Here is a 26849-nt window from a genome sequence, read left to right as displayed (position 1 = left end):
GGAACGGCGCCCGGTGCCGACGGAACGAACCGATCGAACGACGAGTGAAACCGCAAGACGAGCGAAGGAGAACGCGAGATGGCGGACGACGACAACGGCACATCCCCGACGCGACACGACGACGCGATCCTGCTCAAGCGGGCCTACGCCGATCCGGCACCCGCCGACGGATTCCGGGTGCTCGTGGATCGGCTCTGGCCACGCGGCCTGTCGAAGGAGCGTGCCGACATCGACCTCCGACTCCCGCACGTCGCGCCGTCCCCCGAGCTGCGGACGTGGTGGGGGCACGATCCCGACCGGTTCGACGAGTTCGCGCACCGGTACCGTGCCGAACTCGCCACGAACCCCGCGCTCGATGAGCTCCTGGCCGTCGTGCGGGAACACCCGGTGGTGACACTCGTCTATGCGGCACACGACCCACATGTGAATCATGCGGTCGTGCTGCGGGACGTGGTCCTCGAGCACCTGTCGGAGGACGCGGCGGGTCGGCGGACCTAGGTGAGGTGGGCGCGCACCGTGCCGTCCTCGCTCGTCCACCCACGCGATGCCGCGTAGGCGATCATCGCGTCGAAATCCCGATCCCATTCGGCGCCGCGGTCGGCGCCGGCCGCCTTGAGCGCGGGGATCGACAACCACGCGTGATCCCCGTCGAGGGTGCCGAGTCCGGCGTGAGCGAGTGCCGCGGCGATCTGCGATCGCGGTGCACCGTCGGCGCGCACGTCGAGTGCGCGCAGGTTCTCGAGGTCCTCGACGCTCGAAGCATCGCCGACGATCCGTACGTACATCGTGTTCCTCCCGTCCCGAGCCGGGCGTGGCCACGGGGGCGGCCGGATCCGTCGCGCGGCGTCTCCGTCAGCGTAGGCGGTAGCGCCGTGAAGCCCCGGGCCGTGCCCCGTGCGGCCCACTTCCGCCGTCGAACACGCCGACGGAACGTGCTCGCGAGGCCGTCCGGATCCCGAGCAATCCACGGTTCGGACCCGAATACCCTGCGTCCGATGGAGGCGCGGCACCTCGTTCGCTTGGTAGCGTTTCAGGACGACGTTACGAACAACCCGGGGGGGGGCACGTGACTGTGACCGACGTTGTGGACCGCGCATCTGCGGTCGGGTGGGGGGCTGCGAGCCGCCCGCCGCGGCGTGCCCTCGGCGGAAGTGATCGCGGCTCGCCCGCGCCCGTGCCGCCGACGATGCCACTGCCCGCAGGGACCTCGATGGCGTACGGCGCCGCCGACACCGCCGGAACGGCGCTCCCGGTCGCCGCCTACCCGGCATCGTCCCCGAAGATGCGCGAGGCCGAGTCCACCGCGAGCGGCATGGTTCCGCTCGTCGGATCGACCGTCGCACCCGCCGGCCCGACGCCGATCGGGCCGACCGCGAGTGCACCTCCCGCGTGGCCGACGCACCCGGCCCCCTGGCCGTCGACGGGTCCGACCGCGACGGCCGGGCCTCTGCCGCACGAGCGACGCGACGCTCCCGCCACGGACCGCGCACGCCGCGACGAACCGAACGGCTACACAGCGGGTGCTGCGCCCTGGCCCAGCACCGGGGCGCAGCGGAACGACGCTCGCGGACGCACCCAGGTGGGACCGAACGGTGTCGTCGTGTCGGTGAGCAGGCAGCCCGGGGGGCGTGGCCGTGGCGGACGCGAGGCCGGCGCGACGGTGACGCACATCGCGCAGGCGGCGAGCGCCGCCGAGCGTTCGGTGCAGCCCACGGCTCCCGCGCCACGGCTGTGGGGCGCGCGCCGTGGTGCGCGAGTCGAATCGCACATCGCTCCCGTGTACGCACCGGAGCACGGCTACGCGACACCGCAGTTCGAGTCGACCCCGAACGCGGCGCCCGAACCCGCGCAGCATGCGGCGGCTGCACCGCAGTCGCCGCAGCCGGCCGCACCCGCGGAACCGTACGGCAGTCTTCCGCTGTGGGGCGCGCCGGCCTCGTCCGTCGCACCGACGGCCGCCGAACCGGCGCCGGACCGGGTCGCGCCGGATCGGGTCGCGCCGGATCGAGTCGACGGGGCACCAGGCGCGGGCCCGATGCGCGAGCCTGCCACGGCCGCCCCTCCCGTCGGCACCGTCGGCGGCGTGCAGCCGCAATCGGCCGGTGGCTTCGCGCGACTCACGCGTGCCACCGGCGCGACCGAGCCGTTCGCCATCACGAAGGACCGCGTCGTGCTCGCCGCAGCGATCGCGCTCGTCGTGCTCGCGGCGTTCGGCATCGCGTCCGGCGTCCTCACCACGGCGCTCTCGACCGTGAGCCCGACCGCGTACCTGACGGCGACGTGGATGCTCGACTTCCTCGTCGCCGTGGTCGCGCTCATCGCGTCGTTCCTCGGCGTGGTCGGGTTCCTCCGCACCGAACGCACGAACCTCATCGCGTTCGGTGCCGGTGCGGCCGGGGCGTTCATCGCGGTTCTGCAGGTCACGGCACTCATCCTGTCGATGGTGCAGACGGCGATCTTCCGCTGAACGTCGATGAGCAACCGGTGGTCGACGACGCGGTTCGCGCGCGGGATCTAGACTCGTGCGTGTGAAAGCGCTCCTGCTCGAGAACATCCACCCCAACGCCGAACGAATGCTCACCGCACGCGGGATCGAGGTCGAGACGCGGAAGGGCGCACTCGACCCGGGCGAGCTGTCGTCGGCGCTCGAGGGTGTGGAGCTGTTGGGCATCCGCTCCAAGACGCGCGTGACGGCCGAGGTGCTCGCCGCGAACCCCCAGCTGCTCTCGGTCGGCGCGTTCTGCATCGGGACGAACCAGATCGACCTCACCACGGCCGCCGAGCGCGCCGTCGCGTGCTTCAACGCGCCCTATTCGAACACGCGCAGTGTCGTCGAGCTCGCGATCGCCGAGATCCTCGTCATGGCGCGACGCCTCACCGAGAAGAACAGTGCACTCCATGCGGGCGTCTGGCAGAAGTCGGCGACCGGGGCCCACGAGGTGCGTGGCCGCTCGCTCGGCATCGTCGGTTACGGGAACATCGGCTCCCAGCTCTCGGTGCTCGCCGAGCAGCTCGGTATGCGCGTGTACTTCTACGACATCGTCGACCGACTCGCGCTCGGGAACGCGAAGCGCTGCGAATCGCTCGAAGAGCTGCTCGACAAGGTCGAGACGGTGACACTGCACGTCGACGGGCGTGGCGGGAACGCCGGCATGTTCGGCCGCGAGCAGTTCGAGCGCATGCGTCCGCGTTCGCTGTTCCTCAACCTCAGCCGCGGGTTCCTCGTCGACTACGACGCGCTCGCCGACGCGCTGCACTCCGGCCACATCGCGGGCGCCGCGGTCGACGTCTTCCCCGACGAGCCGAAGAAGGCGGGCGACCCGTTCGAGTCGGTGCTGCAGAACATCCCCAACGTGATCCTCACGCCGCACGTCGGCGGTTCGACCGAGGAGGCGCAGGAGGACATCGGGCACTTCGTCGCGGGGAAGCTCATCGACTTCGTGCGCAGCGGGTCGACCTCGCTGAGCGTCAATGCGCCGCAGGCACAGCTCGACCCGAACATCGGTGGCACGCGCCTGCTGCACTGGCACCACAACGTGCCGGGTGTGCTCGCGAAGGTCAACTCGGTGTTCGGCGAGAACGACGTGAACATCGACCGTCAACAGCTCGTGACGCGCGGCGACATCGGCTACGCCGTGACCGACGCGCACGGACTCACCGACGAGGTCTATCAGACCATCCTGCGCATGCCGGAGACGGTGCGCCTTTCCACCATCGACGGCGTCCACGCCTGAGCACGCCCACACACGACCGCGGCCGACACCGCCGGACCAGCACCACGAATGAGGAGCGAATGACCGCACCCGCAAGCCCCCGCCCCCGGATCGACGAGGAGCACGTCGTCCCCGCCGAGGACGCCCGCTCGTGGCTGCTCGTGCCCGGCTCGAAGCCGGAGCGCTTCGACGCGGCGGCGCAGTCCCGCGCGGACGTCGTCATCCTCGACATCGAGGACGCGGTCGACCCGTCGCAGAAGGACGAGGCGCGCCGCGGGGTCATCGACTGGCTCTCGACCGCCGGCAACTCGGCCTGGGTGCGCATCAACGACACCTCGAGCGATTTCTGGGGTGCGGACGTCGACGAGCTCGCGGACGCCGTGGGTCTCGAGGGCGTCGTCCTCGCGAAGACCGAGAAGCCCGAGGACGTCGTCAACACGTTCCACCGTCTCGGTGCGAGGACGCCCGTCGTGCCGCTCATCGAGTCGGCCCTCGGCCTGGAGCGGGCGACCGAGATCGGTATGGCGCAGGGCGCGTTCCGACTCGCGTTCGGTTCGGGCGACTTCCGTCGCGACACGGGCATGTGGGCGACGCGTGAGGCGATGGCCTACGCCCGTGCGCGGCTGACGGTCTCGTCGCGCGCGGCCGGCTTGCCGGGCCCAATCGACGGCCCGACGACGGAGGAGAGTCTGCGTATCCTGCGCGAGCAGTCGGAGTGGACGCTCGAGTACGGCATGACCGGTAAGCTCTGCCTCCGGCTCGAGCAGACCGCCGTCGTGAACGAGGTCATCTGCCCGCAGACGAGCGACATCCTGTGGGCGAAGGGCTTCCTCGCCGACTTCGAGGCCGCGGGTGGCGTCGTGCGCGACGGTTCAGACCTTCCGCGCCTGGGACGGGCGCGGAAGATCCTGCGACTCGCTGACGCCTTCGGTCTCGTCGTGGAGGACTGACGGGGCGACATGGAGCGCGCGGAGGGACAACCGGACCGGGAGTCAGAGGCGGTGTTCGGGGTTCCCCGGGCACCGTCCGGGACGAATGACGCGGAGACGGTTTCTCTCGGCGATTCCGCTCGTCGGACGGAAGACGATCGCTCGGCGATGTCGACGGGGATTCCGGATCTCGGCACGAACGGCGTACCGCGAGCGGGCGATGGGACGGATGCGTCGTCGCGTCCGATCGAACGGACTCGCGCGGACCGATTCCGTGCGTTCGCGTCGTGGGCGACGATCGTCCTCGGCGGCTTCGCGTGGGGCCTGATGGCGTTCGTGCAGCTCGCGCTCATCGCCGAGACCGAGAGCGAGGTCGATTACGGCCTGGTCATGGCGATCACGGTTCTTGTGGGCGTGATCGGCATGTTGGTGTGTGCCCCGCTCAGCCTGTGCCTCGCGATCTTCACGTTCAGTGGCGTCGGCCTGTCACGTGGTGCATACATCCGGGCGGGACTCGGTGCCGGACTGTCCATCGCGTCGTGCACGGCATCCATCTGGTTCGTGTGGATTTTCATCGGCTCCCTCTGAGTATCGCTCGGAGCGCGGCTGCAGGGCGTGCGCGGGTTCAGTGCCCCGGCTCGGGCCCGAAGCCGCGTTCGATCGGCGACGCGTCGGGCGCGGCCGCACCCTCGGAGCGCAGGTACTCGCGCAGATAGGGCGTCGTGTACTGCACGCGGCCGTAGCCCGCGGGCGCGATGAGGCCGTCGTCGAGCAGGCGCTTGCGATAGACGCCGACGAACCCCGACGTCGCGTCGAGCCGGGCACGCAGGTCCTCGATGCGTGACGGACCGTCGTCCTCCGACATCGCCTGCAGGAACGAGCGGTCGACGTCGGAGAGCGCCGCGAGCGTGGGTTCGTAGATGTACTGGGCCATCGCGATGCGGGCGCGCGCGATCGCGGCGCGGGCGTCGGCGCGTTCGATGACCTCGCGGTCTCCCGCCGCGATCCACGACTGCGCCCCGATGAACTGTACGAGGAACGGGTAGCCCTGGGTGCCCTGCGCCGCGAGTTCGAGCGCATCGGGGGCGAAGCGTCGTCCCGCGTCGCGCACCGGCTCGTCGAGTGCGCGCACGCACGCGGCGTAGTGGAGCTGGCCGAGCTCGAGCACGTGCGAGCGGCGCAGGAACGTGAGGAGCGCGTCGCCGCGCAGGCCGTTGATGTTGGGCTTCAGTCCGGCGCCGATGAACGCGACGTCGAGGCCCTCGCGCACCGCGTGCTGCACGGCCGTCGTGACGATGCGCAGGTCCTCGATCTCGCGCCGGTGGACCTCGTCGATCGTGATGAGCACACCCGAGCCGCGCTCCGAGAGCACGGCCCCGAGCCGTTCGAGCAGTGAGCGCAGTGTGCCCGATGGCCGGTAGCGGGCGTCGACGGTCGTCGAGAGGCCGCCGGCTCCCATCGGGAGGGTGACGCCGGCGACCCGGCGGTGCTCGGCCTCGGGGTCGTGTTCGGCGAGCAGGCGGGGGAGGGCGTCGCGTTCGATGCGATCGGCGAGCCCGCGCGTCGCCGTCTCGGCGACCACGAGCCAGCCCGCCTGCCGCGCGACGTCCTCGAGCGCGTTGAGCATGACCGTCTTGCCGACGCCGCGCAGACCCGTGATGAGCGTCGCGCGCCCGAGTGCACCCGGCCCGTCGTCGAGGGCGCGCTCGAAGTCGGCGATCTCGGTCTCACGCCCGACGAGCAACGGTGGGGTGCCGCCGAAGCTCGGCGTGAACGGATTCCGCGGCGCGCTCATGCGGCGGTCGAGGGCCGTGTGGGGTCGGGCCGCTCGCGGATCGGCGGAGAACCGGTCACGCGTCCGCGCGGCCCTCGACCTCGCCGGCGATCTCGGTGACGACGTCGGCGTCGAAGCCGGTCTCGTCGTCCGAGAACTCGATGTCGAGCACGAGCGTGTGCTCGTCGCCGGACGCGATGATCTCGCCCGTCCCGCGGATGCCCTCGAGTTGCCCCGTGCCGGAGTCGGGCACGATGCGCAGGATGCCGTCGCCGCGTCCGCTGCGACCGCGCGTCATCGTGTTCGTGTGCCAGAAGCTGAAGGCCCCCGCGCGGCCGAGGACGGATCCCTCGAACGAGTCGATCGCGACGTAGGTGCCCGAGCCGTGCTCCTCGGAGAACGCCCCGGCGAAGAGCACCTCGCTGCGGCCCTCGATGTCGCCGCCCGTGAAGCTGCGGACGATGTAGGCACCAGCGAGCGGCGTGCCGGTCGAGATCTCGACGGCGTGGCCGTTCGGGTCCCACCGGTCGATGGTGAAGGGACTCGAGGCTCTCATGCCTGTCATCCTAGGCGGGTCGGCGTCGATCTCGGTGGGTCGTCGCTGAACGGATCGTGACGTCACGGCCGCGTGCCGCGTGCGCGGCTCGCCGCCGGTGGGGCACGGTCGAGCGGCGCGGTGTGACGTGCGTGGTGCGGCGGTCGATCCGCGCGGGAATAGGATCGGAGCGATGCACCGGAGGCAGGCATGACGCGCGTCGAGGCGTCGACGAACCCCCCGCGGCGCCGGGGGCTCGTGGGGCTGCTCGGGCCGGCGTTCGTCGCGGCCGTCGCCTACGTGGATCCGGGGAACTTCGCGGCGAACTTCTCGGCGGGCGCCGACTACGGCTATCTCCTGCTGTGGGCGCTCGTGCTCGTGACGCTCATGGCGTGCGCGGTGCAGTACCTGTCCGCGAAGGTCGGCTTCGTGACGGGTCGGTCGCTCGCCGAGCTCGTCGGTGAGCGGCTCGGCCGCACGGGCCGGATCCTGTACTGGCTGCAGGCGACGCTCGTGGTGATCGCGACGGACATCGCCGAGGTCATCGGCGGGGCGGTGGGCCTGCACCTGCTGTTCGGGATCCCGCTCGTCGTCGGTGGTGTCATCACGGGCGTCGTGTCGCTCGTGCTGCTCGGTGTGCACTCGCGGTTCGGGCAGCGCGTGTTCGAGCGCATCATCCTCGTCATGCTGCTCGCGATCCCGATCGGGTTCGTCGCCGGGCTCATCGTGCGGCCGCCCGTCGTGAGCGAGGTCCTCGACGGGCTCGTGCCGCGGTTCGCCGGTGTCGACACCGTGTACCTCGCGGTCGCGATGCTCGGCGCGACGGTCATGCCGCACGTCATTTACCTGCACTCGACCCTGTCGCGCGATCGGCACGGACGGACCACGGACGACGAGGTGCCGCACCTGCTGCGCGCGACGCGCGTCGATGTCGGACTCGCGATGGCGCTCGCGGGCTCGATCAACGTGTCGATGCTCGTGCTCGCCGCGTCGGCGATGCGTGCGAGCCCGCAGGCGGGCACCTTCGACGGCATCCACGCGGCGCTCGCGGAGGGCATCGGCCCGTGGGTCGCGGCGCTCTTCGCTGTCGGGCTCGTCATCTCGGGGTTCGCGTCGACCGCGGTGGGCGGGCACGCGGGGTCGTCGGTCATGGACGGGCTCGTGCCGTGGAACCTGCCGATCGTGTGGCGCCGGGTCGTCGTCATCCTGCCGGCCGTCGCGCTGCTTGCCGTCGTGCCGGACGTGACGGGGCTGCTCGTGCTGTCGCAGGCCGTCCTGTCGTTCGGGATCCCGTTCGCACTCGTCCCGCTCGTGTGGCTCGCGACGCGACGCGAGGTCATGGGGCGGTGGGTCTCGGCGCGCTGGTTCAACGTGCTCATGTGGGCGATCGCGGGCACGATCGTCGCGGTGTGCGTGCTGTTGCTCGTGCTGAGCGCGCTCGGGGTCGGATCCTGACGCGAGCGGTGGTGTGACCCGTTGCCGTCGCCGTGGCCGATGCGCCGGTTGCGCGCGTCGGGCGACTCGTCCGGTGCCGGGCGTCGGGGCGCATGGGGGCGCGTCGGCTCGCGGCTCGATGTGCCCCCGGACGGCGTCGCGGACACGGCCCCCTCGTGGGCGCCGATCGGTGATTTCGCGTCCGTGAGGCATTGTCGGCGTCGCGCGTCGCGTCGCGCTCGGGCATGCTGGAGGTGTTCCGGTTCGGTGAGGCGGAAGGCGGTTCCGGCATGGGTGGCGAGCCGCACGACGGCGTCCGATTCGAGTTCGAGGTCGATGCGCCCATCGCGCGCGCCTGGTCGTATCTCGTGGAGCCGCGTCACGTGCGCGCGTGGTGGGCGTTCGACGGCGCGATCGTCGATGCCCGGCCGGGTGGCCGGATCGAGCACCGCTGGGACGAGCACGGGCGGTACCTGTCGATCGTCGACGAGGTCGATGCGCCGCGGCGCCTCACCTACCGGACGGGGACGTTGCCCGATGCCGAGCCCGTGGCGGGTGCGCAGACGCGGGTGCGGTTCGAGCTCGCGGAGGTCGTCCCGGGGCGCACGCGCATCCGTGTGACGGAGGACGGTGTCTCGCGCCTCGACCTCGACGAGGAGGGGCGGCGCATCCAGCTCGATGCCGCGGCGCAGGCGTGGGATGCGGCGGTCGTGCTGCTGACGGGACTCGCGGCCTCGGACGAGGGCTGACCGCCAGAGGCTTGTCACCGGACGTGGGCTGGGCGCGCGGGTCCCGTCCCCGGTCGGCGTCGCGGGGCGGATGCGGACCGAGTCGTCGTGCGGAGCGGGTCGTCGTGGATGGCCGGCATCCGCGTGGAATGCCGTGACCGTGGCCGTGCCTGTGCCGTCACGGCATCGGTGCCGGTGATGCCGCTCGGTGACCCGTGGCACCGGTGCCCGCGTGAACCGGTTTGCGGGTGCCGGTGGCCGGGCGCGCGGTCAGGTCGCCGGGTGCACGACCTCCCAGGACTCGATGGGCCCCGGCACGACGACGAGCGCGGGGTTCGCGCGGAGCGCCTCGGGCGGGTCGAGCCGGTCGAGCAGCTCGGGGGTGCGGACCGTGAGCTTGCGCGCGAGGTGTTCGCGTTCGTAGGCGAGCTGCCCGTCGGTGACGGGCACGAGCGGTGGTGGGGTCACCGGGGCGTCGGGGAGTTTCGTGCGGTCGAAGTTGTAGCCGCGCGCCTCGGCTTCTTCGACGAGGAAGGTGAGGTGCGCGCCGAGTGCCTCGAGGGGGTCGGGCTGGGCACGCCAGCGCTGCAATTGGGGGTGGTTGCGGTAGCCCTTCGTGCCGCCGCGTAGCACCTTGACGGCGAGCAGGGATTCGCGCCACATGGCGATGAGGCCCTGGCGGTCGAGGTAGGCGGGGTGGAGGCTCCAGATGCGCATGTCGTGGGTCGTCGTGCGCGTCAGGCGGCGGGCAGGCCGAGGAGCGTGCGGAGTTGTTCCGGCGTGTTCGCGACGGCGACGGCGCCGACCTCCTCGCCGATCCGGCCGTAGCCCCAGGTCGTGTAGATCGTCGGGACGCCGTTGGCTGTGGCCCCCTCGACGTCGTAGAAGCGGTCGCCGACGAGGACGACGTTCGAGAGGTCGGCGCCGATGGAACGGAGCCGGCCGAGTGCCTCGGCGACGACCTCGCGTTTGGTGCCGCGGGTCTCGTCGCCGCCCGCACCGGTGATGAAGTCGAGGCGGTCGGCGATGCCGAAGTGGGTGAGGATGCGGGTGGCGGCACCCTCGGGCTTGCTCGTCGCGGTCGATTGGGGGATCCCGGCGGCGTGGAGTGCCGTGATGATCTCGGCGACGCCCGGGAACAGTTCGTCGGCGAGTTCGCCGTCGGCGCGGTAGAACTCGCGGTAGCGGTCGACGGCGGCGTCGAGGCCGGGGTGGCGGTCGAGGCCGTGGAGCCGGAACGAGTCGAGGATGGGCGGTCCGACGTAGCTGACGAGTTCGGCTGGGCTAGGCACCGGGAGTCCGAAACTCTCGAACATGCGCGCGAGGGAGCGGGTGATGCCGGGCGCGGAGTCGGCGATGGTGCCGTCGAGGTCCCAGAGCACGGCCGTGAACGGCGGCGTGCCGGTGCCGTGGGGAAGGTCTACGGGCGTCGCGGTCGGGGTGGCGGACGGCTGGCCGGGGTGGTCGTCGACGAGGTCGTTCGCGCCGGTTTCGAGGGTGCTCATCGCACAGCAGCCTACGGTCGCGGGACGCGTGTGGCGAGGATGCGACGGCGGACGAGGCCGCGTGACCGTGGGGACGACCCGGCGACGGGCGCGGCGCGAACGGTCGGACGGTGTGGAGATGTCCAGGGTCCTCACGTATGGTCGCGCACTCAGCGAGGCGTGGGGGCGCTCTCGCGGAGTCGTCAGGGGGTCGGATGACGGATGCGCGCGGACGGGGAAAGCCCGGGGCGTCCGGTGGCATACAGGGCGTACGCACGGTGGCGGCGCCGACGGATCGCCGCCTGCAGCGGCTGGCGATCAAGGCTGATCGACTCGCCGACAGGCGGGATCTTCCGGGCGCGGTGCGCGTGTGGCGCAAGGGCCTGGAACGGATCGTGGAGGTCGGCGAGTTCGCGTCTGCCCCGGGGTTCCACGCGCGCCTGGGCGATGCGCTGTTCCGGCTCGGCGACCACCGCGGGGCGCTGGAGCACATGAACGCGGTGCTCATGCTCGGCGTGCTCGACGACGCGCACGTGTGGATGCGGCTCGGTCAGGCGGCCCTCGAGCTCGGCGACGAAGCGGGCGCGGGCGATGGGCTCATGAGCGGGTTCCTCCTCGAAGGCCCCGGCCTCTTCGCGGATGAGGACCCGAAGTACCTGCGGTTCCTCGCGTCGCGGGTGGATCTGTAGGGAGTTCCGCAGCCGCTCGATGCGTGGAGGGGCGTGCGCACAGCGCGACGTCATTGGCGGGCTCCACCCCGGATGACGCGGTCAACAGCCTCGGGCGGAACGTCTCCGGCTCGATGTCTCCGGTCCGGGCTGCGGAGAAGCTGCACGCTCCAAGAGATCTTGGCGCCGTGGGGTAGTTGTCTGCGGCGCACCCAGAAAGCTGCCGGTCCGATGTCGGTAACGTCCTCGATGTGCTGCCCCCGTCTACCCCACTGCCCGAAGACGACGCCCGCGACCGCGTGGTGTGCGAGATAGAGCGGCTGGACCCGGACGGCACTATCACCGGGCAAGTGCTCCGCGACACCTTCGATCAGTTGTATGACGGGGTGCGCACTCGGCGATACCAGTGGGACCAACTCTTCAAGACCGAGAAAACGCACTTCGGCACTCTGGTGGAGATCAACCTCCAGCGTGAGTTTGCGTTCGGCGACGGCGACAAGCTCGACTACCGCATCGCCGGTCACGAGGTTGACGCGAAGTACAGCCAGACCTCCGGCGGTTGGATGCTCCCGCCCGAAGCCGTCGGAGAGCTTTGCATGGTGGTAACCGCGAATGACGAAAGGTCGACCTTCTCGGTTGGCGTCGTGCGTGCGTCTGAGCAGCTCCTCAATGCCCGTCCGAACAGGGACGGCAAGCGGACGCTTTCAGCGGCCGGGAGGGAGACCATCGTGTGGCTGCAGAAGGATGCGTCGCTTCCCCCGAACACTCTGCTGCAAATGCCCGCGTTGGACGTGGAGGCGGTCTTCAGCGCTGGGGCAGGGACCGCGCGTGTGTCGGAGCTGTTTCGTCGGACCGCCGGGCGGGTGGTCGGCCGTGCGGCGGTAGCGACAGTCGCGGCCCAGCTCGATGTGACGAGGCGAGTGCGAGGAGGGCAAAGTGGCTCGCGGGATCCGTTGGCGTCTGAAGGGATCGTTATCCTTGGTGGGGCATACGATTGGCAGCGGGACGCTGCGCGTGACCTCGGGCTACCGGTACCTCGGAGGACGGAGTACGTCGCGGGGCACGTCGCGCCGACACAAGCTGGATGGGGCGGCCCCGTAGCGCGTGGTCCGTCAGGCCTATTGCTGAGGTCGGCGGCACCTGACGACTGCGCACCGTTTGACCCGCTTTGGTATGGCGCGCGTCAGGGCACCCTGTGACGCAGGGAAGCTCTGCACATTGTCGTCATGAGTCTCCGCAGTGTCAGGGGGCCCTGTCAGAATGAGGCCATCATGGATGGGAAATCAGGTAGCCCCGCGCTGACAGTAGTGGAGATCTGCGCCGGTGCGGGCGGTCAGAGTCTTGGGCTCCATCGCGCTGGCTTCCGGCACGTTCTCGCGGTCGAGCTCGACCGGGCCGCCGCTGAGACGCTCGACCGGAACTTGACCCGGCTCGCTTCGCAGGAGGGCATTCAGCGGCCCGCGATCGTCGTCGGTGACGTCGCGGACCAATCGGTTTGGGATCCGGAGGACTACCGACGCGTCTCGCTCCTGGCTGGTGGAGTTCCATGTCCGCCGTTCTCCATCGCAGGCAAGCAGCTGGGCACATCCGATGAGCGCGATCTGTTCGCGTGGGCAGTCGATGCTGCGGGGCGCATGCAGCCCGACGCAGTGCTCCTCGAGAACGTTAGAGGTCTGTCCATGCCTCGATTCGCCGGCTATCGCCAGGCAGTACTTGACCGGTTCGCTGAGCTTGGGTACCGCGCGGATTGGAGACTGTTGGAGGCCAAAGACTTCGGCGTGCCGCAGCTCCGGCCTCGTTTCATTCTTGTGGCCCTTCGCGAGGAGTTTGCGCCCTACTTCTCGTGGCCAGAGCCGACGCCCGCGGTGCAGACCGTGGGGTCCGCCCTCTACGAGTTGATGGCGGTGAATGGTTGGGCGGGCGCAGATGCCTGGGCAAAGCGCGCCAATCGAGTGGCGCCCACGATCGTGGGCGGCTCGAAGAAGCACGGCGGCCCCGACCTTGGCCCGACCCGTGCGAAGCGCGAGTGGCTGGCGATCGGGGTTGACGGCCTCGGAATCGCCGATGCAGCGCCGGGGCCCGACGCCCCGCGCGACCTCGTGCCGAGGCTAACGAACGAGATGGTCGCGCGCATCCAGGGCTGGGCCGGACCGGGCTACGAGTGGGACTTCGGTGACGGCCGCGGCCGGAAGACGGCGACGTACCGGCAGATCGGCAACGCGTTCCCGCCACCTGTCGCCCGTGCCGTCGGGCTCGCGATCGCGTCTGCTCTCCGTAAGGAGAACCGATCGTCGAGCGATGACCACGGCACGCTCAGCCAGTATCGCGACGAGGTGTATCGAGTGCTCCGCGACCGCGAAGGGTTCGTCTCGCTCCCTGCGCTGCGGAAGGCGGTCGGGGGGGCACTCAGTGACAACGAGATCAAGCGGCGGATCGAGTATCTCCGGCGGGACTTCGAGATCGAGGAACGCAGCCGCGGAAGCTACCCGGCCTATCGTCTAGGGGAGTGGCGCGCATTCCGTGGGCAGGGAGATCACTCCCGACACCGGGCATTTGCAAGTGAACGGCTCCGCTCGAAGATTAGCTGAGGACGAAGCCCGTGTGGTTCTCGACCCGTATTTGTCGCGGGCGATGAACGCGAAGCATGCCTCGATCGCCATCGACCGGCTCGCTTCGCCGTTGCTATGATCCGCAGTCGCGCGTTGATCTCCGCTGCGGGTCCGTTCGACGTCGCGGTTCGGTCGTGGAATGCGAGGACGTCTGAGGCACGTTATTTCAGTGCCCTGTCGAGGCGTCGGACCGCGGCCAGCATCGCTTGGGGCGCCGCCGCTGATTGAATCGCTCCGGCATGTCCGGAGCGCGTTCCCCGCCTCCTTGAGCATCGGCCGATCATTCAACGCCGACACCGAAGCCGTCTGTGAGTCTGGGTTCGGCTGGTCTGGGACTGGCTGGTCAGGATGGATGTCGGTCGTGTCGGCCGGGGTGTGGCTCTCGAAGCAATTGGCCCGCTCGCGGTGTCTTTCCGTTGAATTGTCCGCTCCGGTCGGCGCGGTCGACGCCGTCCGGCCCACCTCGGTGACCTCATCAGGAGACTGCCCGACCTTGCGGGTCGTGGCCCATCACAGATTCGCCCCGGAGTGACCTCTTCCCGGATCGGCGTCGGCCGCTCGGTGACCGTGACCCTGTCCATTCGAAGAGAGGAGCGTCGATCGCCATGGCTATCGTCGCGCATACCTGTCCGTTCGTCATCGGCGTGGATACTCACGCCCGCAACCACGCCGTCTCGATCCTGGCCTGCCCAACACGACGAAGCCCAGTTCCCGGCCACCACAGCAGGTCTGTCACGCGCAGTGTCCTGGGCCGGACGACGCACCGGTGGTGGCGTCGGCGTGCTCTGGGCGATCGAGGGCACCGGAACCTACGGGGCACGTCTGGCGCGCGCCGCATCGGATGCTGGCTACACGGTCGTCGAGGCCCCGCGCATGAACGCCCGCGCCAACCGCGGCATCGGCAAGTCGGACCCGTTGGACGCCCGCCGCATCGCTGCCGCAGCACTCCCGCTCCAGGACAGCCAGCTGCGCGAACCACGCGCTGACGACGGTATCCGCGCCGCCGTCAAGATGCTCCTGGCCTCCCGAGACCACATGAGCACTGAGCGCACTGCGACGATTAACGCGCTCACGGCGTTGCTGCGCGTCGTCGATCTCGGCATCGATGCCCGCCGGCCACTCACCCAGGCGCAGATCGTCACGATCGCCGCATGGCGAACACGCGACGAAGACCTCGCCACCGCGACAGCCCGAGGCGAAGCCACCCGTCTCGCCAAGCGCGTCGCCACGCTCGACACTGAGCTCAAGGACATCACCAAGCGGATCACCGACCTCGTCCGCCAAAGCCCCGCCAGCACGCTTCTGGACCAGCCGGGGATCGGACCGGTGACCGCCGCTGTCGCGTTGACCTCCTGGTCGCACCTGGGCCGGATCAGGTCCGAGGCCGCGTTTGCCAGTCTCGCCGGCGCCAGCCCGATCCCCGCATCCTCGGGCAACACCGTCCGGCACCGCATCAACCGCGGCGGTGACCGACGCTTGAACCGCGCCCTCCACATGGCCGTCGTGACCCGCATGCGCATGGACCCGAGAACCCGCGCCTACGTCGAGCGCCGCACCGCCGAGGGACGCACCCTGCGCGAGATCCGCCGCTGCCTCAAGCGATACCTCGCCCGCGAGATCTACCGACGCCTCAACACCGCAGCCCGAGCCCAGCTTGCGACGACTTGACAAACATAGGAGATTCAAGGGAATCATCGAACTCGCCCGAGGAGGCGCCTGCGTCTTCCACAACCGCGACAACCACCTTCTCGGAGTGCTCCTCACCAGGGGGCTTGGTCGCTCACCCGCACCTGAGGACCGAAGGGCTCCGAAACCCCTCGAAGTCGCTCCGGTACGCTCGTCGCCGCGGGACTGTGCCGCGCCACAGTCCGGCGTGGCCTACACCGCCATAGCGACCTCTGTCCGGATGATCTCGGCACCGGCGCTCAACGCGCTCATCTTCGCCAGCGCCACGTCCCGTGGCAGCGGGGCCATACCGCAGTTCGAGCTCGGGATGAGCTTGTCCGCATCGACGAACCGCAGCGCCTTGCGGAGCGTGTCGGCCACCTCCTCGGGGCGCTCGATGGTGTTGTTCGCGACATCGATCGCACCGAGCATCACCTTCTTCCCGCGGACGAGTTCGACGACGTCGAGGGGGATCCGTGAATTGTGCGACTCCAACGAGATGATGTCGATGGACGACCGCTGCAGCAGTGGGAACGACTGCTCGTACTGACGCCACTCCGAACCGAGCGTCGCCTTCCAATCGGTGTTCGCCTTGATGCCGTAGCCGTAGCAGATGTGCACGACGGTCTCGGCCCGTAGGCCCTCGACCGCTCGTTCCAGGGTGGCCATTCCCCAGTCGCGCACCTCGTCGAAGAAGACGTTGAACGCCGGCTCGTCGAACTGGATGATGTCGACGCCTGCGGCCTCCAGCTCCTTCGCCTCCCGGTTGAGGATCGTGGCGAACTCCCACGCCAGCTTCTCGCGGCTCTTGTAGTGGTGATCCGCGAGCGTGTCGATCATCGTCATCGGACCGGGGAGGGCCCACTTGATCGGCAGGTCCGTCTGCTGCCTGAGGAACGTCGCGTCCTCGACGAACACGGGCTTCACGCGCTCGACCGCCCCGACCACCGTGGGCACGCTGGCGTCATAGCGATCACGGATGCGCACCGTCTCGCGACGCTCGAAGTCGACACCGCTCAAGTGCTCGATGAAGGTCGTCACGAAGTGTTGGCGGGTCTGCTCACCGTCGCTGACGATGTCGATGCCGCGTCGGCGCTGCTCGTGGACCGCACAGCGCAGGGCGTCCTGTTTGCCCTCGACGAGCGCATCGCCCTCGAGCGCCCACGGAGACCACAGGGTTTCGGGCTGCGCGAGCCACGCGGGCTTCGGGAGGCTACCGACGAGTGCGGTGGGCAGAAGGGTCTTCATGGCGGATGGATCCTTGCGGGTCAGTGGGCGAGAACGGAGTAGTCGGCGGCCCACCGCGCGAGTTCGTCACCGTGGGGTTCGACGAAGTGCTCCGCGGTGTACGTCCCCTGCATCAGCGCCAGACGTGAGCGCTCCTCGCGGTCGTAGTCGACCTGGGGACGCGAGAAGTCCGGGTTGTCCAGGCTCGGTCGGAACGTGGCCGCAGCGGCCGCGTTCGCATTGTAGATCTCGGGGCGGTAGATCTTCTGGAAGGCCTCCATCGTGCTGATCGTGCCGATGAGCTGCAGGTTCGTGTAGTCGTTGAGCAGGTCGCCGCGGAAGTAGAACGCGAGCGGTGCCGCACTCCCGGGAGGCAGGAAATAGCGCACCTGAAGGCCCATCTCACCGAAGTACCGATCGGTCAGCGAGCCGTCGTCCTGGCGGTACTCGACGCCGAGGACCGGGTGCACGTTCTCGGTCCGCTCGTAGCTCTTGGTCGTCGAGACACTGATGCAGATGACGGGCGGGAGCGCGAAACGCTCCCGGTATGCCGCGGAATCCAGGAAATGCCGGAACAGTTTGCCGTGCAGATCACCGAAGTCCTCGGGGACGGTGAACGACGCGGCGCCGTCGTTGACCGCGGGCAGCAGCACGCTGAAGTCGTAGTCGCGCAGGTAGGACGAGAAGTTGTTGCCGACGATGCCCGGAAGTCGAGCGCCGGTCCGCGTGTCGACGATGTGGAGGTCGAGCACCTCCAGCATCGGGAACGTGTGACCGTCGCCCGGAGCGCCGAACTCGAGATCGACCGAGACGATGTCGATCTCGAGCGTGTAGCGGTTGCCGTCCCGGTTGTCCCAGCGAGCCAGGTCGTTGAAGCGACCATCGATCATCGTGAGGACGTTGCGCAGGTTCTGCTGCCGGTCTTCGCCCCGCGCCAGGTTGGCGAAGTTCGTGGTCGCCCTCGAGATCTCCGAGGGGGAGTAGTCCTCGTCGAAGCGAGTTGTGGAGATTCGGAACGTGATGTCGTTCGCCATGTGGTGCCACTCCGGGGGCTCGTTGGCCCTGCAGGCCGTTCGGATGTCTGAGCCCCCATCATCCTCGTGAGCAACGGTTATCAGGTAATCCGGAGACATGACCACTGGCTATAGGGTGTGTCTATGTCCAAGCGATCGACCGGCGTGACGCTCCAGCAGCTGCAGTCCTTCATTGAGGTCGCAGCGGAGGGGTCGATCAGCGCCGCCGCCGACCTGCTTCACGTCTCCCAACCGACCATGTCCGCCGCGATGAAGGACCTCGAGGCGCGGCTCGGTCGGGCGTTGCTGATTCGATCGTCGCGGGGGGTCACACTCACCGCGGACGGGATCGAGTTCCTCGGCTACGCCCGCCAGGTCATCGAGCAACTGGCACTGCTCGAGCAGCGCTACCTGGACGGACCACCGTCCCGGAGACTGCTCGGCGTGTCGACCCAGCACTACTCCTTCGCGGTCGACGCGTTCGTCCGGATGGTGAGATTCAGCGCGGCGTCGGAGTACGAGTTGTCGCTCCGCGAGACGCGAACGTGGGACATCATCGAGGACGTGCGGACGCTGCGCAGCGAGCTCGGGATCCTGTACCGCAGCGACTTCAACCGGCACGTGATCGACAAGCTGCTTCGCGACTCGGGGCTCGCCTTCTACCCGCTGTTCTTCGCGGCACCGCACGTCTTCGTCGCCCGCAACAACCCACTGTCGTCGAAGACGCAGGTGACGCTCGACGACCTCGCCGGTCTCCCGCGGCTCACCTTCGACCAGGGGACGAACAACTCTTTCTACTTCTCCGAGGAAATCCTCTCGACGCTCTCGAGCGCGCAGGAGATCCGCGTCTCGGATCGCGCGACGATCTTCAACCTCATGATCGGTCTCGGCGGGTACACGATCTCGACGGGCATCATCAGCGATGACCTGGACCCGGAGATCGTCGCTGTTCCGCTCGCGGTCGATGAACGCATCGAGATCGGCTGGATCGCCCACACCGCCATGCCGCTCGGCGAGCTCGCGCAGCGCTACCTCGACGAGGTGCGAGCGGTCGTCCAGGAGTTCGACGTCGTGCTGCTCGGGTAACCCGAACGCGAGCGGTGTCGCCGACCCGTCCGGCGAGCATCGGCGTCGCCCGACGTTCGGCCGCGTGAGGTCCCGATGATCCGGGCGCTGCGACGCTGAGGCGGCACGATTGCGTTCCGGCGACGGAATGTCGCCACGCCGTTCACAGCGCGGGGTGGGCTCGAGCGACGTGTCGCGCCGGGCGGGCTCGAAGGTCGTCCTGGCCGCGACACCCGGTTCGGGCCGTGACGGCGCGAACGCCGAGCGCGGACGGCACCGTACGCGGGCGCGGCGCCCGGGGACACCACCCGGTCGCGACCCGTTCCGATCGTCAGTACCCTGGTCCGCACGTGCGGGTGGTGGGCTTCGGCCCCCGCCCGGCGATTGACTCGACGGCGCTTCGTCCAGGCGGAACCGCCCAGGGTCGTCGCCGCACTCAGCGACGAGGGCAGGCGATACGTAACGGGACGATTTACACGAAAGCTAGGGTGAAATGGAAACCTTCGAGTCGATTCTCGACGCCATCGCGGGCGTCATCTGGGGGCCGTTCGTACTGATCCCCCTCCTGCTCGGCACCGGCATCTACATGACCTTCCGGTTGGGGTTCGTGCAGCTGCGCGGCCTCGGCCCGGGCCTGAGCCTCGGCCTCATCCGCCGATCCGACGAAGGGTCGAGCGGTGACGTGTCGCAGTACAAGGCCCTCGCGACGGCCCTCGCCGCGACCGTCGGCACCGGAAACATCGCCGGTGTCGCCACCGCGGTCGCCCTCGGTGGCCCCGGCGCCATCTTCTGGATGTGGGTCAGCGGCCTGTTCGGCATGTCCCTCAAGTACAGCGAGTCCTTCCTCGCCGTGCGCTTCCGCACGATCGACAAGAAGGGCGGGCGCAACGGTGGGCCGCAGTACTACCTGCAGAAGGGCATCAAGGGCCCGATCGGGGCGCTGCTCGGCTGGTTCTTCACGATCGCCGCGATCGTCGCCTCCTTCGGCATCGGCAACATGGTGCAGGCGAACTCGATGAGCGAGACGGCCGAGATGAACTTCGGCGTCGAGCCGTGGGTCACCGGGCTCGTCGTCGCCGTCGTCACGTTCTTCGTCCTCATCGGCGGCGTGAAGTCGATCTCGACCGTCGCCGCGGGCATCGTGCCGGTCATGATCGTCCTCTACATCGCGGTGCAGGTGTGGATCCTCGTCGCGAACTTCGGCGGCCTCGGCGAGGCGTTCGTCACGATCTTCTCCGGCGCGTTCACTGGCACGGCGGCAGCGGGCGGCTTCACGGGTGCCCTCGTGATCGCCGCGATCCAGTTCGGCCTCGCCCGCGGTCTGTTCTCGAACGAGTCGGGCATGGGCTCGGCGGCCATCGCCGCAGGCGCCGCCCAGACGACCCACCCGACCCGACAGGGGCTCGTGTCGATGACGCAGACCTTCATCGACACGCTCATCCTCGTCACCCTCACGGGTCTCGTCATCACCGTCACGCGTGCGTACGAACAGGTCGACGCGAACGGCGAAGCGCTGACGGGCGTGAACCTCACCTCGACGGCATTCAACATCGGCCTCGGCACGGAACAGAGCAATCTCGGCGGCATCCTCGTCGCGATCTGTCTCGTGCTGTTCGCCTCGACGACGCTCTGGGGGTGGTCGTACTACGGCGAACGAGCGATCGAACGCGCACTCGGTACACGGTCGATCCTGCCGTTCCGGCTCGTGTGGGTCGTCATGTCGTTCATCGGTGCGACGATCCCGCTCTCGGTCGTCTGGACGTTCTCGGACATCGCGAACGGCCTCATGGTCATCCCGAACCTCATCGGCATTCTCATCCTCTCGGGTCTCATCGCGCGCGAGACGAAGGCGTACCTGACGTTCGATCCGAAGCTCACCGCCACACAGGCCGAGATCGACGAGGGCCTTGCCCACGAGCCCGGCTACCAGGCGTGGCGTGCCGAGGAGCAGCGGCTCGACGACGAGGTCGGCACGATCACCGGCACGCACCCCTCGATCAAGCAGGGAGCGAAACGCAGGGGATAGCCGAGCGAACTCCGAGGCGGCCCGGACGATCACCAGATCGTCCGGGCCGCACCGTGTTCGGAACGCGGGCGTCTGGCCTCGGCGGAAGCGAGAGCGAGCGTGTTCCCGAACGTGTCGCCGACAGGCGGCAAACGGGTGTCGGTGGCCGATCCTGGCGCGTGCCCGCAACCGACCCCGCCGGCTGCTCGCGGACGGCCGTGGTGCGCGTCCGCGGCTCTTCCGGCCGGGTGCCCGCGGGTGATCGTGACGGGTCGCCGTGGCCGCCCCTGCCCCGTGCCCGCGGACGATCGCGCCGCACGTTCCCGGGCGATCGTGGCGGGCGCGGCAGCTCAGAACGACGGGGGGATCAGAACAGCCGCGGCCGTCCCGACTCGATGCCCTTCATCTCCGCGTAGTCGAGTACGACGCAGCGGATGCCGCGGTCCTCGGCGAGCGTGCGCGCCTGCGGCTTGATCTCCTGCGCCGCGAACACGCCCTGCACGGGCGCGAGGAGCGGATCGCGGTTCATGAGGTCGAGGTAGCGGGTCAACTGCTCGACGCCAGCGATCTCGCCGCGCCGCTTGATCTCGACGGCGACCGCCGCACCGCTCGCGTCGCGGGCGAGGATGTCGACCGGGCCGATCGGCGTCTGGTACTCGCGCCGGACGAGCGTGTGCCCGTCGCCGAGGAGCTCGATCTGTTCGGCGAGCAGCACCTGGAGGTGCGCCTCGACGCCGTCCTTGTCGAGCCCCGGATCGATGCCGAGGTCGTGCGCCGTGTCGCTCAGGACCTCGAAGATGCGGACCGTGAGCGTGTCACCGGTCTTCTGCTGCGTCACCCGCCAGAGTTCCTTCACCCCGGCGGCCGACTGCTCGTCGTCGGGCTCGACCGTCTGGAACGAGCACGGCGGGCTCATCCAGTTGAGCGGCTTGTAGCTGCCGCCGTCGGAGTGGACGAGCAGCGAGCCGTCCGCCTTGCGCATGAGCAGCCGCGTCGCCTCGGGGAGGTGCGCGGTCAGACGGCCGGTGTAATCCACGCTGCAGCGGGCGATGACGAGTCTCACCCCATGAGGGTAAACGCTCCGGCGCGTGGTGCGGTTCGCGCGGCGTGCGGGTGTCCGCGAGACGCTCGGCGGTAAGACCGCTCGGTGCCTCGGCTCGTCGGGAAACGAGGATGTGACCGGCCCCGTCGCCGCGCGCGTTTTCCGCGAGCCACGTCGAGTCACCTCCGGCATGGAGTGGCGCCTGCACGAACTCGACGAGCACCGCACGTTCGTCGAGACGGTGACGCTGTGCGAGCCGACCGACGAGCGAGCGCGACGACGCTTCGCGCTCTACTGGGGCGTGATCCGGATCGGGAGCGGCATCATCCGTCACGACCGCCTGCGCGCCGTCGAACGCCGCGCACTCGCGAGTCTCAGCGCGTCGCGCCCGTGACCATCCACGCCGTGCCGCGCTGCCGGAGCCACAGCGTCACGGCCCGGCTCCCGTTGAAGCCGCCCGCGAGCGCGAGCCACAGCACGAGCATCGCGACCCAACCGCTCGGCTCCACGAGCCGGATGACGGCGAGCAGCGCGAGGAGCACCACGAGGTTCGCGACCCCGACGAGCGCCAGGTAACGCGCGTCGCCCGCGCCGATGAGGACGCCGTCGAGCACGAACGTGTAGGCAGCGACGGGCATCGTGAGGGCGAGCGCGACGATGCCGCCCGGGACGAGCGCGAGCACGGCCGGATCGTTCGTGAACACGCGCCCGATGACGGGCGAGCCCGCGAGCAGGGCCACCCCGAGCAGCGCACTGAAACCGAGCCCCCACAGGACGAGCCGTCGCAGCACCCGGCGGACGCGGGCGGTGTCGCCCGCGCCGAGCCCGTGGCCGACGAGTGCCTGGCCCGCGATCGCGAGCGCATCGAGCGCGAACACGACGAGGTTGTAGATCGCGAACTGTACTTGGAGCGCCGCCGTCTCGGACGCGCCGAGCTGCGCGCACGTCCACACGACCGAAACGATCGCGGCGCGGAGCGTGACCGTGCGCAGGATCATCCAGCCGGAGGCACGCAACGTCGCGCCACGACCCCGGACACCAGGTCGGAGCGAGACGCGCTCGCGGCGGGCCGCCCGCACGGCGATCCACGCGAGCACGACCGCCATGCCCCACTGCGCGAGCACCGTGCCGAGCGCCGATCCGCCGATGCCCAGTCCGAGACCGTAGATGAGGAGCGCATTCAGGAGAGCGTTCGCCGTGAAGCCGCCGATCGCGACGACGAGCGGGGTGCGGGTGTCCTGCAGGCCACGGAAGAGGCCGGTCGCGGCGATGACGAGCAGCATCGCCGGGATGCCGGCGAGACTCACGGCCAGGTAGGTGACGGCTGCCGCGGCGACGGCGGGGTCCGTCGTGAACCACGACACGACCAGGGGTGTGAGGGGCACGCCCGCGACCGCGATGAGCACACCCGCACCGAGCCCGAGCCACATGCCCTCGATCCCCGCGTGGATCGCGCCGCGACGATCGCCCGAACCGAGCAGGCGCGCGACGATCGGCGTCGTCGTGTAGGCGAGGAAGACCATGAGGCCGATGACCGTCTGCAGCACGGTGGAGGCGATGCCGAGGCCCGCGAGCACGTCGGGGCCGAGGTGCCCGACGAGTGCCGTGTCGGTGAGCACGAACAGCGGTTCCGCGATGAGCGCGCCGAGCGCGGGTACCGCGAGCGCGAGGATCGAACGATCGAGGCTGCGGCGCTCCTCGCGCGAACCCGCCGCGGGCCGGTGGTCGAGCGGCGGGGGCGGTGGCGTGCGCTGATCCGCATCGGCCGGTCTCGCGGGTTCGTCCGGCTGTCCGTCGTCGCCGAGCTCGTTCCGGTGAGCATCGGGCGTTCGCTTGCGACCCGTCTCCGCGTCGGTGGCGCTGACGCCCGTTCTCTCATGGTCGGTGGCGCTGACGCCGCTCGCCCCGCCGTCGACGGCGCTGGTGCCCGTCGCCCCGCCGTCGACGTGCTGCTCCTCGGCATCCCGCCGCACCGATCGTGTGGCGGCGTCGCCCGCGAGTCCCGCGCCGTCGGGCATCGTCGGATCGCGCGGATCGCACGGATCGGAAGCGGGTTCGGTCACCGCACCATCCTCTCGCGAAGCACGAGGCGGTGTCGCTCGTGTGCGCGGAGTCCGGGGCCGGTGAGTTCGAGTGCCCGAGTTCCGTGTGCGCGACCTGCCGCGGGCACGCGTACGCGAACGCATGAATGCCGGGGTGTGCACCCACCCCCTATGTCCGACGCGGTGGCCGACGGACGAGTCGTCCCCGCGATCGCCCGCGGTGTGATCGGATGACGGCATGACGATCGAGGTGCGTGCGTTCCGGCCCGACGACGCGGACGCGGTCGTCGACCTCTGGACCGAGTCCGGACTCGTGCGCCCCTGGAACGACCCGCGGCGCGACATCGCGCGGAAGCTCGACGTGCAGCCCGAGCTGTTCCTCGTCGCAATCGAACGGACTGACGGGGACGACGCGCCGCCGAGTGCGGGCCGCGCACGCACCCGGCGGGACACGGTGATCGGCTCGGTGATGGCCGGCACCGATGGTCATCGCGGCTGGCTCTACTACCTCGCGGTCACGCCCGAACTCCGGGGCCGTGGCATCGGGCGCGAGCTCGTCGCCGCGGCCGAGCGCCGACTCGAGGCGCTCGGGTGCCCGAAGGTGCAGCTCATGGTGCGCCGCGAGAACCGCGACGTCGCGTCGCTCTATGCCGAGCTCGGCTACGAGGAATCGGACGTCCTCGTGCTCGGGAAGCGGCTCATCGCGGACGACTGAGGCCTCGCCCTCGACGTGCCCGGCGGACCGTGGGCGCATTCACCGGCCGGTCCGAGCGAGACGAGGGCTGTCGCCGCAGGATCCCGGCCGATCGGCTCGGTGCTCGGTGCTCGGTGCTCGGTGCTCGGTGCGTGCACGTGCGCACGACGTACCCCCACTCGGCCTGCACCGACTCGACCGTGGCGCGCACGCCGCGCGGCGACGAGCGTCAGAGTCCCGTGACCGTGAGGTGTTCGCCGAGACGTTCGCCCCTGCGGCCGCCGGTGTCGTCCAGGTCGTAGGTACCGGTGACCGTGCCGTCCGTGGCGGTGACGGCGGGTGCCGCACCGCAACTGACGACCCACGCGCCGGAGGCCACGGCGCCGAGCACGAGGCAGAACGTGCCGCCGAGCTCGTGTTGCGCGACGTACCACGAGTTCCCGGCCGAATCGACGCCGACGAGGCGTGAATCGTCCGCCGTGATGTCCGGCGCGGTGGGGAACATGATGTGCGAGGGAATGAGATCGGTGTCCGTCTGCACCCGCGCCATCTCGGGAATCCCTGCGGAGGTTTCGGAGCCCTCGGACGATTCGACGGGGTCGGCCTGGGCAGGCTCCGTGGCCAGCGGCGCGACGCTCGAGATCCCGACGGTCGATTCCGTGTCCTCCGGGGACCGGGAGCCGTGGCAGGCCGTGAGTCCGAGTGCGAGCAGGGTGATCGAGGCGACGGTCGCTGTCGAGCGGGCGAGAGACATGGCGTGACGATAACGGCGGGGTGCGCGTGGCGGGCAGCCCCGTGTTCCGGGTGATCTGCTGGGGGCGTCGACCGGGCGGTGTTCGTGCGCGGGTGGAGCGAGGGAGGCAGTGGGCCGTGATCCACCCCTGACGAGGTGCGATCACCCTCGGGTTCGGTCAGGCCTGCAGGTGGTCGAACACGCGGGCGAGGTGGACGGCGGCCGCACGCCTGGCGTCATAGGTGTCCCGGCGACGCAGCGCGTCGAGGAGTGCGCCGTGCTCGCGAAGCGTGAGCTCGGTGTCGGGCGCGGCGCGAGGACGCTGCGGCGCGTGCCTGCGCACGAACGTCGTGAGCGGCGTGGTCATGATCCGGAGGACGAGGTTGCCGCTCGCGTCGACGACGAGATCCAGGAAGCGCAGCTCCGACTCGAACATCGCACGATCGTCGACGGCACCCTCGTCGATCGCCGCGCGACGCTCTGCGAGGGCGGCGTCGAGCGCGCCGATGGCCTGCCCGGTGGCATTGCGCGCGGCCTCGGTCGCCGCCTCCACGAGGAGCGCCGTCCGGACGGCGACGAGTTGTGCGGAGCTGCCGCCGCTCGCCTGCATGAGCAGCTCGAACTGTTCGGCGATCTGAGCGCCGTCGTACTCGGCCACGAGCATGCCGCGGCCGGGTGACACGGTCACGAGTCCCCGCTGCAGCAGCAGTTGGGCGGCCTCACGGATGACGGTGCGACTCACCGAGAAGCGCTCCATGAGTACCGGTTCGGTCGGAAGCCGCGTGCCGGCGCGGAACCCGTCGCGAACGATCTCGAGCTGGAGATCGTCGGCGACGCGCTCGGAGAGACGACGTCGACTGTCGGGGCTCACGGGCATGCTCCGAACATACGACGTTCGCCCGTCACCCGGTACCGCGGTCTCTGCTCGGCACCGGGACGAGACGGAATGGTGCGATGAACCGCGGGACGAGCACGGGATGAGCGCGGGATGTGCCCGCCAATCCAGCCGGGTTGTTGCTACCCGGCCCCGGGCTCGGTAGCAACAACCCGGCTGGATGGTGTCGGGGGCAGTCGCGTGGAGCTGTCGCTCAGGCGATGCGCTTCTCGAGGCGGTGCCGGTGGGTCTGCCGGTCGGTTCGGTGGGTGCGGTTGGCCCGGTCGCTTCGGTCGGGGTGTATGCGGGGGTCGGGCCCGTCGTCCGTCGTGGGAACGTTGGCGGGTTCCGCGTCGCCGACCGCGCCGACCGCGTCAACCGCGTTGACCGCGCCGACCGCGCCGACCGCGCCGACCGCGCCGACCGCGCCGACCGCGCCGACCGCGCCGACCGCGCCGACCGGCGCGACGGGTGCGAGCGTCGGGTCGCTCGCCGCCGCGTCGAGGGACGAGGTGAAGTCCGTGCGCGTCTCGTGGCTCGCCGCGAACGCGCTCGGTGTCGTGCCGTAGTGCGCTCGGAACACGCGTCCGAACGCAACCCCGCGAACGACGGTGA

26 protein-coding genes and 1 pseudogene are annotated in these 26849 nt (G+C 69.9%); 15 read left to right on the top strand and 12 right to left on the bottom strand.

The genetic code is table 11. From position 1 onward, the window contains the following. Positions 1–78: 78 nt before the first annotated feature. Positions 79–498 (top strand): DUF488 domain-containing protein, encoded by a 420-nt coding sequence (locus tag HNR16_RS15215; protein ID WP_179558292.1) that lies wholly within the window; start codon positions 79–81, stop codon positions 496–498. Here HNR16_RS15215 and HNR16_RS15210 read toward each other — a convergent pair. Then, complete coding sequence (locus HNR16_RS15210) at positions 495–785, bottom strand: hypothetical protein (protein ID WP_158041097.1); 291 nt, start codon at positions 783–785, stop codon at positions 495–497. The genes HNR16_RS15215 and HNR16_RS15210 overlap by 4 nt on opposite strands. A 401-nt stretch (positions 786–1186) precedes the next feature. On the opposite strand from HNR16_RS15210, the gene HNR16_RS15205 reads away from it, so the two are divergent. From HNR16_RS15205 to HNR16_RS15190, 4 genes are all read left to right on the top strand, one after another. Next, complete coding sequence (locus HNR16_RS15205) at positions 1187–2467, top strand: hypothetical protein (RefSeq protein ID WP_179558291.1); 1281 nt, start codon at positions 1187–1189, stop codon at positions 2465–2467. 61 nt (positions 2468–2528) lie between these two features. Continuing rightward, the gene (serA, locus tag HNR16_RS15200) at positions 2529–3734 is read left to right on the top strand and encodes a phosphoglycerate dehydrogenase (RefSeq protein WP_158041094.1); all 1206 of its coding nucleotides are present in this window, start codon (positions 2529–2531) and stop codon (positions 3732–3734) included. 59 nt (positions 3735–3793) lie between these two features. After that, positions 3794–4663 (top strand): HpcH/HpaI aldolase/citrate lyase family protein, encoded by an 870-nt coding sequence (locus tag HNR16_RS15195; protein ID WP_158041093.1) that lies wholly within the window; start codon positions 3794–3796, stop codon positions 4661–4663. Positions 4664–4810: 147 nt separating this feature from the next. After that, the gene (locus HNR16_RS15190; protein WP_158041092.1) at positions 4811–5230 is read left to right on the top strand and encodes a hypothetical protein; all 420 of its coding nucleotides are present in this window, start codon (positions 4811–4813) and stop codon (positions 5228–5230) included. A gap of 37 nt (positions 5231–5267) precedes the next feature. Here HNR16_RS15190 and HNR16_RS15185 read toward each other — a convergent pair whose 3' ends face one another. Both HNR16_RS15185 and HNR16_RS15180 read right to left on the bottom strand, forming a co-directional pair. After that, a complete protein-coding gene (locus HNR16_RS15185) occupies positions 5268–6437 on the bottom strand; it encodes an ATP-binding protein (RefSeq protein WP_158041091.1) in 1170 nt (389 codons plus the stop codon). A gap of 55 nt (positions 6438–6492) precedes the next feature. Then, on the bottom strand, positions 6493–6972 hold the full coding sequence (locus HNR16_RS15180) for a DUF3224 domain-containing protein (RefSeq protein WP_158041090.1): 480 nt from the start codon (positions 6970–6972) through the stop codon (positions 6493–6495). Positions 6973–7161: 189 nt separating this feature from the next. Between HNR16_RS15180 and HNR16_RS15175 the strand changes: the two genes are divergently transcribed. Next, positions 7162–8406 (top strand): Nramp family divalent metal transporter, encoded by a 1245-nt coding sequence (locus HNR16_RS15175; RefSeq protein ID WP_158041089.1) that lies wholly within the window; start codon positions 7162–7164, stop codon positions 8404–8406. A 191-nt stretch (positions 8407–8597) separates the two neighbouring features. After that, entirely contained in the window at positions 8598–9134 is a 537-nt protein-coding gene (locus HNR16_RS15170) for an SRPBCC family protein (RefSeq protein WP_158041088.1), read from the top strand. A gap of 249 nt (positions 9135–9383) precedes the next feature. Here HNR16_RS15170 and HNR16_RS15165 read toward each other — a convergent pair whose 3' ends face one another. After that, the gene (locus HNR16_RS15165) at positions 9384–9830 is read right to left on the bottom strand and encodes a pyrimidine dimer DNA glycosylase/endonuclease V (RefSeq protein WP_158041087.1); all 447 of its coding nucleotides are present in this window, start codon (positions 9828–9830) and stop codon (positions 9384–9386) included. Positions 9831–9850: 20 nt separating this feature from the next. Beyond that, on the bottom strand, positions 9851–10618 hold the full coding sequence (locus HNR16_RS15160) for an HAD hydrolase-like protein (protein ID WP_158041086.1): 768 nt from the start codon (positions 10616–10618) through the stop codon (positions 9851–9853). 257 nt (positions 10619–10875) lie between these two features. Here HNR16_RS15160 and HNR16_RS15155 point away from each other — a divergent pair, with 257 nt between their 5' ends. The 4 genes and pseudogenes from HNR16_RS15155 (at position 10876) to HNR16_RS15140 (ending at position 15542) form a co-directional block, all read left to right on the top strand. Further along, entirely contained in the window at positions 10876–11286 is a 411-nt protein-coding gene (locus HNR16_RS15155) for a hypothetical protein (protein ID WP_158041085.1), read from the top strand. Between the two features lie 230 nt (positions 11287–11516). Continuing rightward, positions 11517–12464 (top strand): NaeI family type II restriction endonuclease, encoded by a 948-nt coding sequence (locus HNR16_RS15150; protein WP_179558290.1) that lies wholly within the window; start codon positions 11517–11519, stop codon positions 12462–12464. Positions 12465–12536: 72 nt separating this feature from the next. Then, positions 12537–13853 (top strand): DNA cytosine methyltransferase, encoded by a 1317-nt coding sequence (locus HNR16_RS15145; protein ID WP_158041083.1) that lies wholly within the window; start codon positions 12537–12539, stop codon positions 13851–13853. A gap of 626 nt (positions 13854–14479) precedes the next feature. Then, positions 14480–15542, top strand: a pseudogene (locus HNR16_RS15140) (IS110 family RNA-guided transposase). Between the two features lie 210 nt (positions 15543–15752). On the opposite strand, the gene HNR16_RS15135 reads toward HNR16_RS15140, so the two are convergent. Together HNR16_RS15135 and HNR16_RS15130 are read right to left on the bottom strand one after the other, a co-directional pair. Further along, complete coding sequence (locus HNR16_RS15135; RefSeq protein ID WP_158041431.1) at positions 15753–16787, bottom strand: methionine synthase; 1035 nt, start codon at positions 16785–16787, stop codon at positions 15753–15755. A gap of 20 nt (positions 16788–16807) precedes the next feature. Continuing rightward, complete coding sequence (locus HNR16_RS15130) at positions 16808–17800, bottom strand: putative oxygenase MesX (RefSeq protein WP_158041432.1); 993 nt, start codon at positions 17798–17800, stop codon at positions 16808–16810. Positions 17801–17923: 123 nt separating this feature from the next. On the opposite strand from HNR16_RS15130, the gene HNR16_RS15125 reads away from it, so the two are divergent. After that, entirely contained in the window at positions 17924–18865 is a 942-nt protein-coding gene (locus HNR16_RS15125; protein WP_158041433.1) for a LysR family transcriptional regulator, read from the top strand. 472 nt (positions 18866–19337) lie between these two features. Then, the gene (locus tag HNR16_RS15120) at positions 19338–20870 is read left to right on the top strand and encodes an alanine/glycine:cation symporter family protein (protein WP_158041434.1); all 1533 of its coding nucleotides are present in this window, start codon (positions 19338–19340) and stop codon (positions 20868–20870) included. Positions 20871–21216: 346 nt separating this feature from the next. Here HNR16_RS15120 and nucS read toward each other — a convergent pair whose 3' ends face one another. Continuing rightward, on the bottom strand, positions 21217–21912 hold the full coding sequence (nucS, locus tag HNR16_RS15115; RefSeq protein ID WP_158041435.1) for an endonuclease NucS: 696 nt from the start codon (positions 21910–21912) through the stop codon (positions 21217–21219). A 169-nt stretch (positions 21913–22081) separates the two neighbouring features. On the opposite strand from nucS, the gene HNR16_RS15110 reads away from it, so the two are divergent. Beyond that, positions 22082–22285: a hypothetical protein gene (locus HNR16_RS15110; protein WP_158041436.1), complete on the top strand. Its 204-nt coding sequence runs from the start codon at positions 22082–22084 to the stop codon at positions 22283–22285. Here the strand turns inward: HNR16_RS15110 and HNR16_RS15105 are convergent. Next, on the bottom strand, positions 22266–23954 hold the full coding sequence (locus HNR16_RS15105) for an MATE family efflux transporter (protein ID WP_338109173.1): 1689 nt from the start codon (positions 23952–23954) through the stop codon (positions 22266–22268). The genes HNR16_RS15110 and HNR16_RS15105 overlap by 20 nt on opposite strands. 217 nt (positions 23955–24171) lie before the next feature. Between HNR16_RS15105 and HNR16_RS15100 the strand changes: the two genes are divergently transcribed. Beyond that, positions 24172–24648: a GNAT family acetyltransferase gene (locus HNR16_RS15100; protein ID WP_158041437.1), complete on the top strand. Its 477-nt coding sequence runs from the start codon at positions 24172–24174 to the stop codon at positions 24646–24648. Between the two features lie 208 nt (positions 24649–24856). Here the strand turns inward: HNR16_RS15100 and HNR16_RS15095 are convergent, their stop codons facing one another. The 3 genes from HNR16_RS15095 to HNR16_RS15085 all read right to left on the bottom strand — a co-directional run bounded on the left by HNR16_RS15095 (position 24857) and on the right by HNR16_RS15085 (position 26817). After that, on the bottom strand, positions 24857–25381 hold the full coding sequence (locus HNR16_RS15095; RefSeq protein WP_158041438.1) for a hypothetical protein: 525 nt from the start codon (positions 25379–25381) through the stop codon (positions 24857–24859). A 157-nt stretch (positions 25382–25538) separates the two neighbouring features. Next, a complete protein-coding gene (locus HNR16_RS15090) occupies positions 25539–26237 on the bottom strand; it encodes a FadR/GntR family transcriptional regulator (protein WP_158041439.1) in 699 nt (232 codons plus the stop codon). A 211-nt stretch (positions 26238–26448) separates the two neighbouring features. Further along, the gene (locus tag HNR16_RS15085; RefSeq protein ID WP_179558289.1) at positions 26449–26817 is read right to left on the bottom strand and encodes a hypothetical protein; all 369 of its coding nucleotides are present in this window, start codon (positions 26815–26817) and stop codon (positions 26449–26451) included. Positions 26818–26849: the final 32 nt, after the last annotated feature.

The sequence above is a fragment of the Pseudoclavibacter chungangensis genome (genome assembly GCF_013410545.1).
GTDB classification, from domain to species: Bacteria; Actinomycetota; Actinomycetes; order Actinomycetales; family Microbacteriaceae; genus Pseudoclavibacter; species Pseudoclavibacter chungangensis.
The sequence above is the reverse complement of the archived record's forward strand: the minus strand, read 5'-3'. Positions and strand labels throughout refer to the sequence as shown.

Coding starts and splice junctions, on each gene's coding strand:
- HNR16_RS15215 (WP_179558292.1), top strand. CDS start 79: ATGGCGGACGACGACAACGGCACATCCCCGACGCGACACGACGACGCG.
- HNR16_RS15210 (WP_158041097.1), bottom strand. CDS start 785: ATGTACGTACGGATCGTCGGCGATGCTTCGAGCGTCGAGGACCTCGAG.
- HNR16_RS15205 (WP_179558291.1), top strand. CDS start 1,187: ATGCCACTGCCCGCAGGGACCTCGATGGCGTACGGCGCCGCCGACACC.
- HNR16_RS15195 (WP_158041093.1), top strand. CDS start 3,794: ATGACCGCACCCGCAAGCCCCCGCCCCCGGATCGACGAGGAGCACGTC.
- HNR16_RS15190 (WP_158041092.1), top strand. CDS start 4,811: ATGTCGACGGGGATTCCGGATCTCGGCACGAACGGCGTACCGCGAGCG.
- HNR16_RS15185 (WP_158041091.1), bottom strand. CDS start 6,437: ATGAGCGCGCCGCGGAATCCGTTCACGCCGAGCTTCGGCGGCACCCCA.
- HNR16_RS15180 (WP_158041090.1), bottom strand. CDS start 6,972: ATGAGAGCCTCGAGTCCCTTCACCATCGACCGGTGGGACCCGAACGGC.
- HNR16_RS15175 (WP_158041089.1), top strand. CDS start 7,162: ATGACGCGCGTCGAGGCGTCGACGAACCCCCCGCGGCGCCGGGGGCTC.
- HNR16_RS15165 (WP_158041087.1), bottom strand. CDS start 9,830: ATGCGCATCTGGAGCCTCCACCCCGCCTACCTCGACCGCCAGGGCCTC.
- HNR16_RS15160 (WP_158041086.1), bottom strand. CDS start 10,618: ATGAGCACCCTCGAAACCGGCGCGAACGACCTCGTCGACGACCACCCC.
- HNR16_RS15145 (WP_158041083.1), top strand. CDS start 12,537: ATGGATGGGAAATCAGGTAGCCCCGCGCTGACAGTAGTGGAGATCTGC.
- HNR16_RS15135 (WP_158041431.1), bottom strand. CDS start 16,787: ATGAAGACCCTTCTGCCCACCGCACTCGTCGGTAGCCTCCCGAAGCCC.
- HNR16_RS15130 (WP_158041432.1), bottom strand. CDS start 17,800: ATGGCGAACGACATCACGTTCCGAATCTCCACAACTCGCTTCGACGAG.
- HNR16_RS15125 (WP_158041433.1), top strand. CDS start 17,924: ATGTCCAAGCGATCGACCGGCGTGACGCTCCAGCAGCTGCAGTCCTTC.
- HNR16_RS15120 (WP_158041434.1), top strand. CDS start 19,338: ATGGAAACCTTCGAGTCGATTCTCGACGCCATCGCGGGCGTCATCTGG.
- HNR16_RS15110 (WP_158041436.1), top strand. CDS start 22,082: ATGGAGTGGCGCCTGCACGAACTCGACGAGCACCGCACGTTCGTCGAG.
- HNR16_RS15100 (WP_158041437.1), top strand. CDS start 24,172: ATGACGATCGAGGTGCGTGCGTTCCGGCCCGACGACGCGGACGCGGTC.
- HNR16_RS15095 (WP_158041438.1), bottom strand. CDS start 25,381: ATGTCTCTCGCCCGCTCGACAGCGACCGTCGCCTCGATCACCCTGCTC.
- HNR16_RS15090 (WP_158041439.1), bottom strand. CDS start 26,237: ATGCCCGTGAGCCCCGACAGTCGACGTCGTCTCTCCGAGCGCGTCGCC.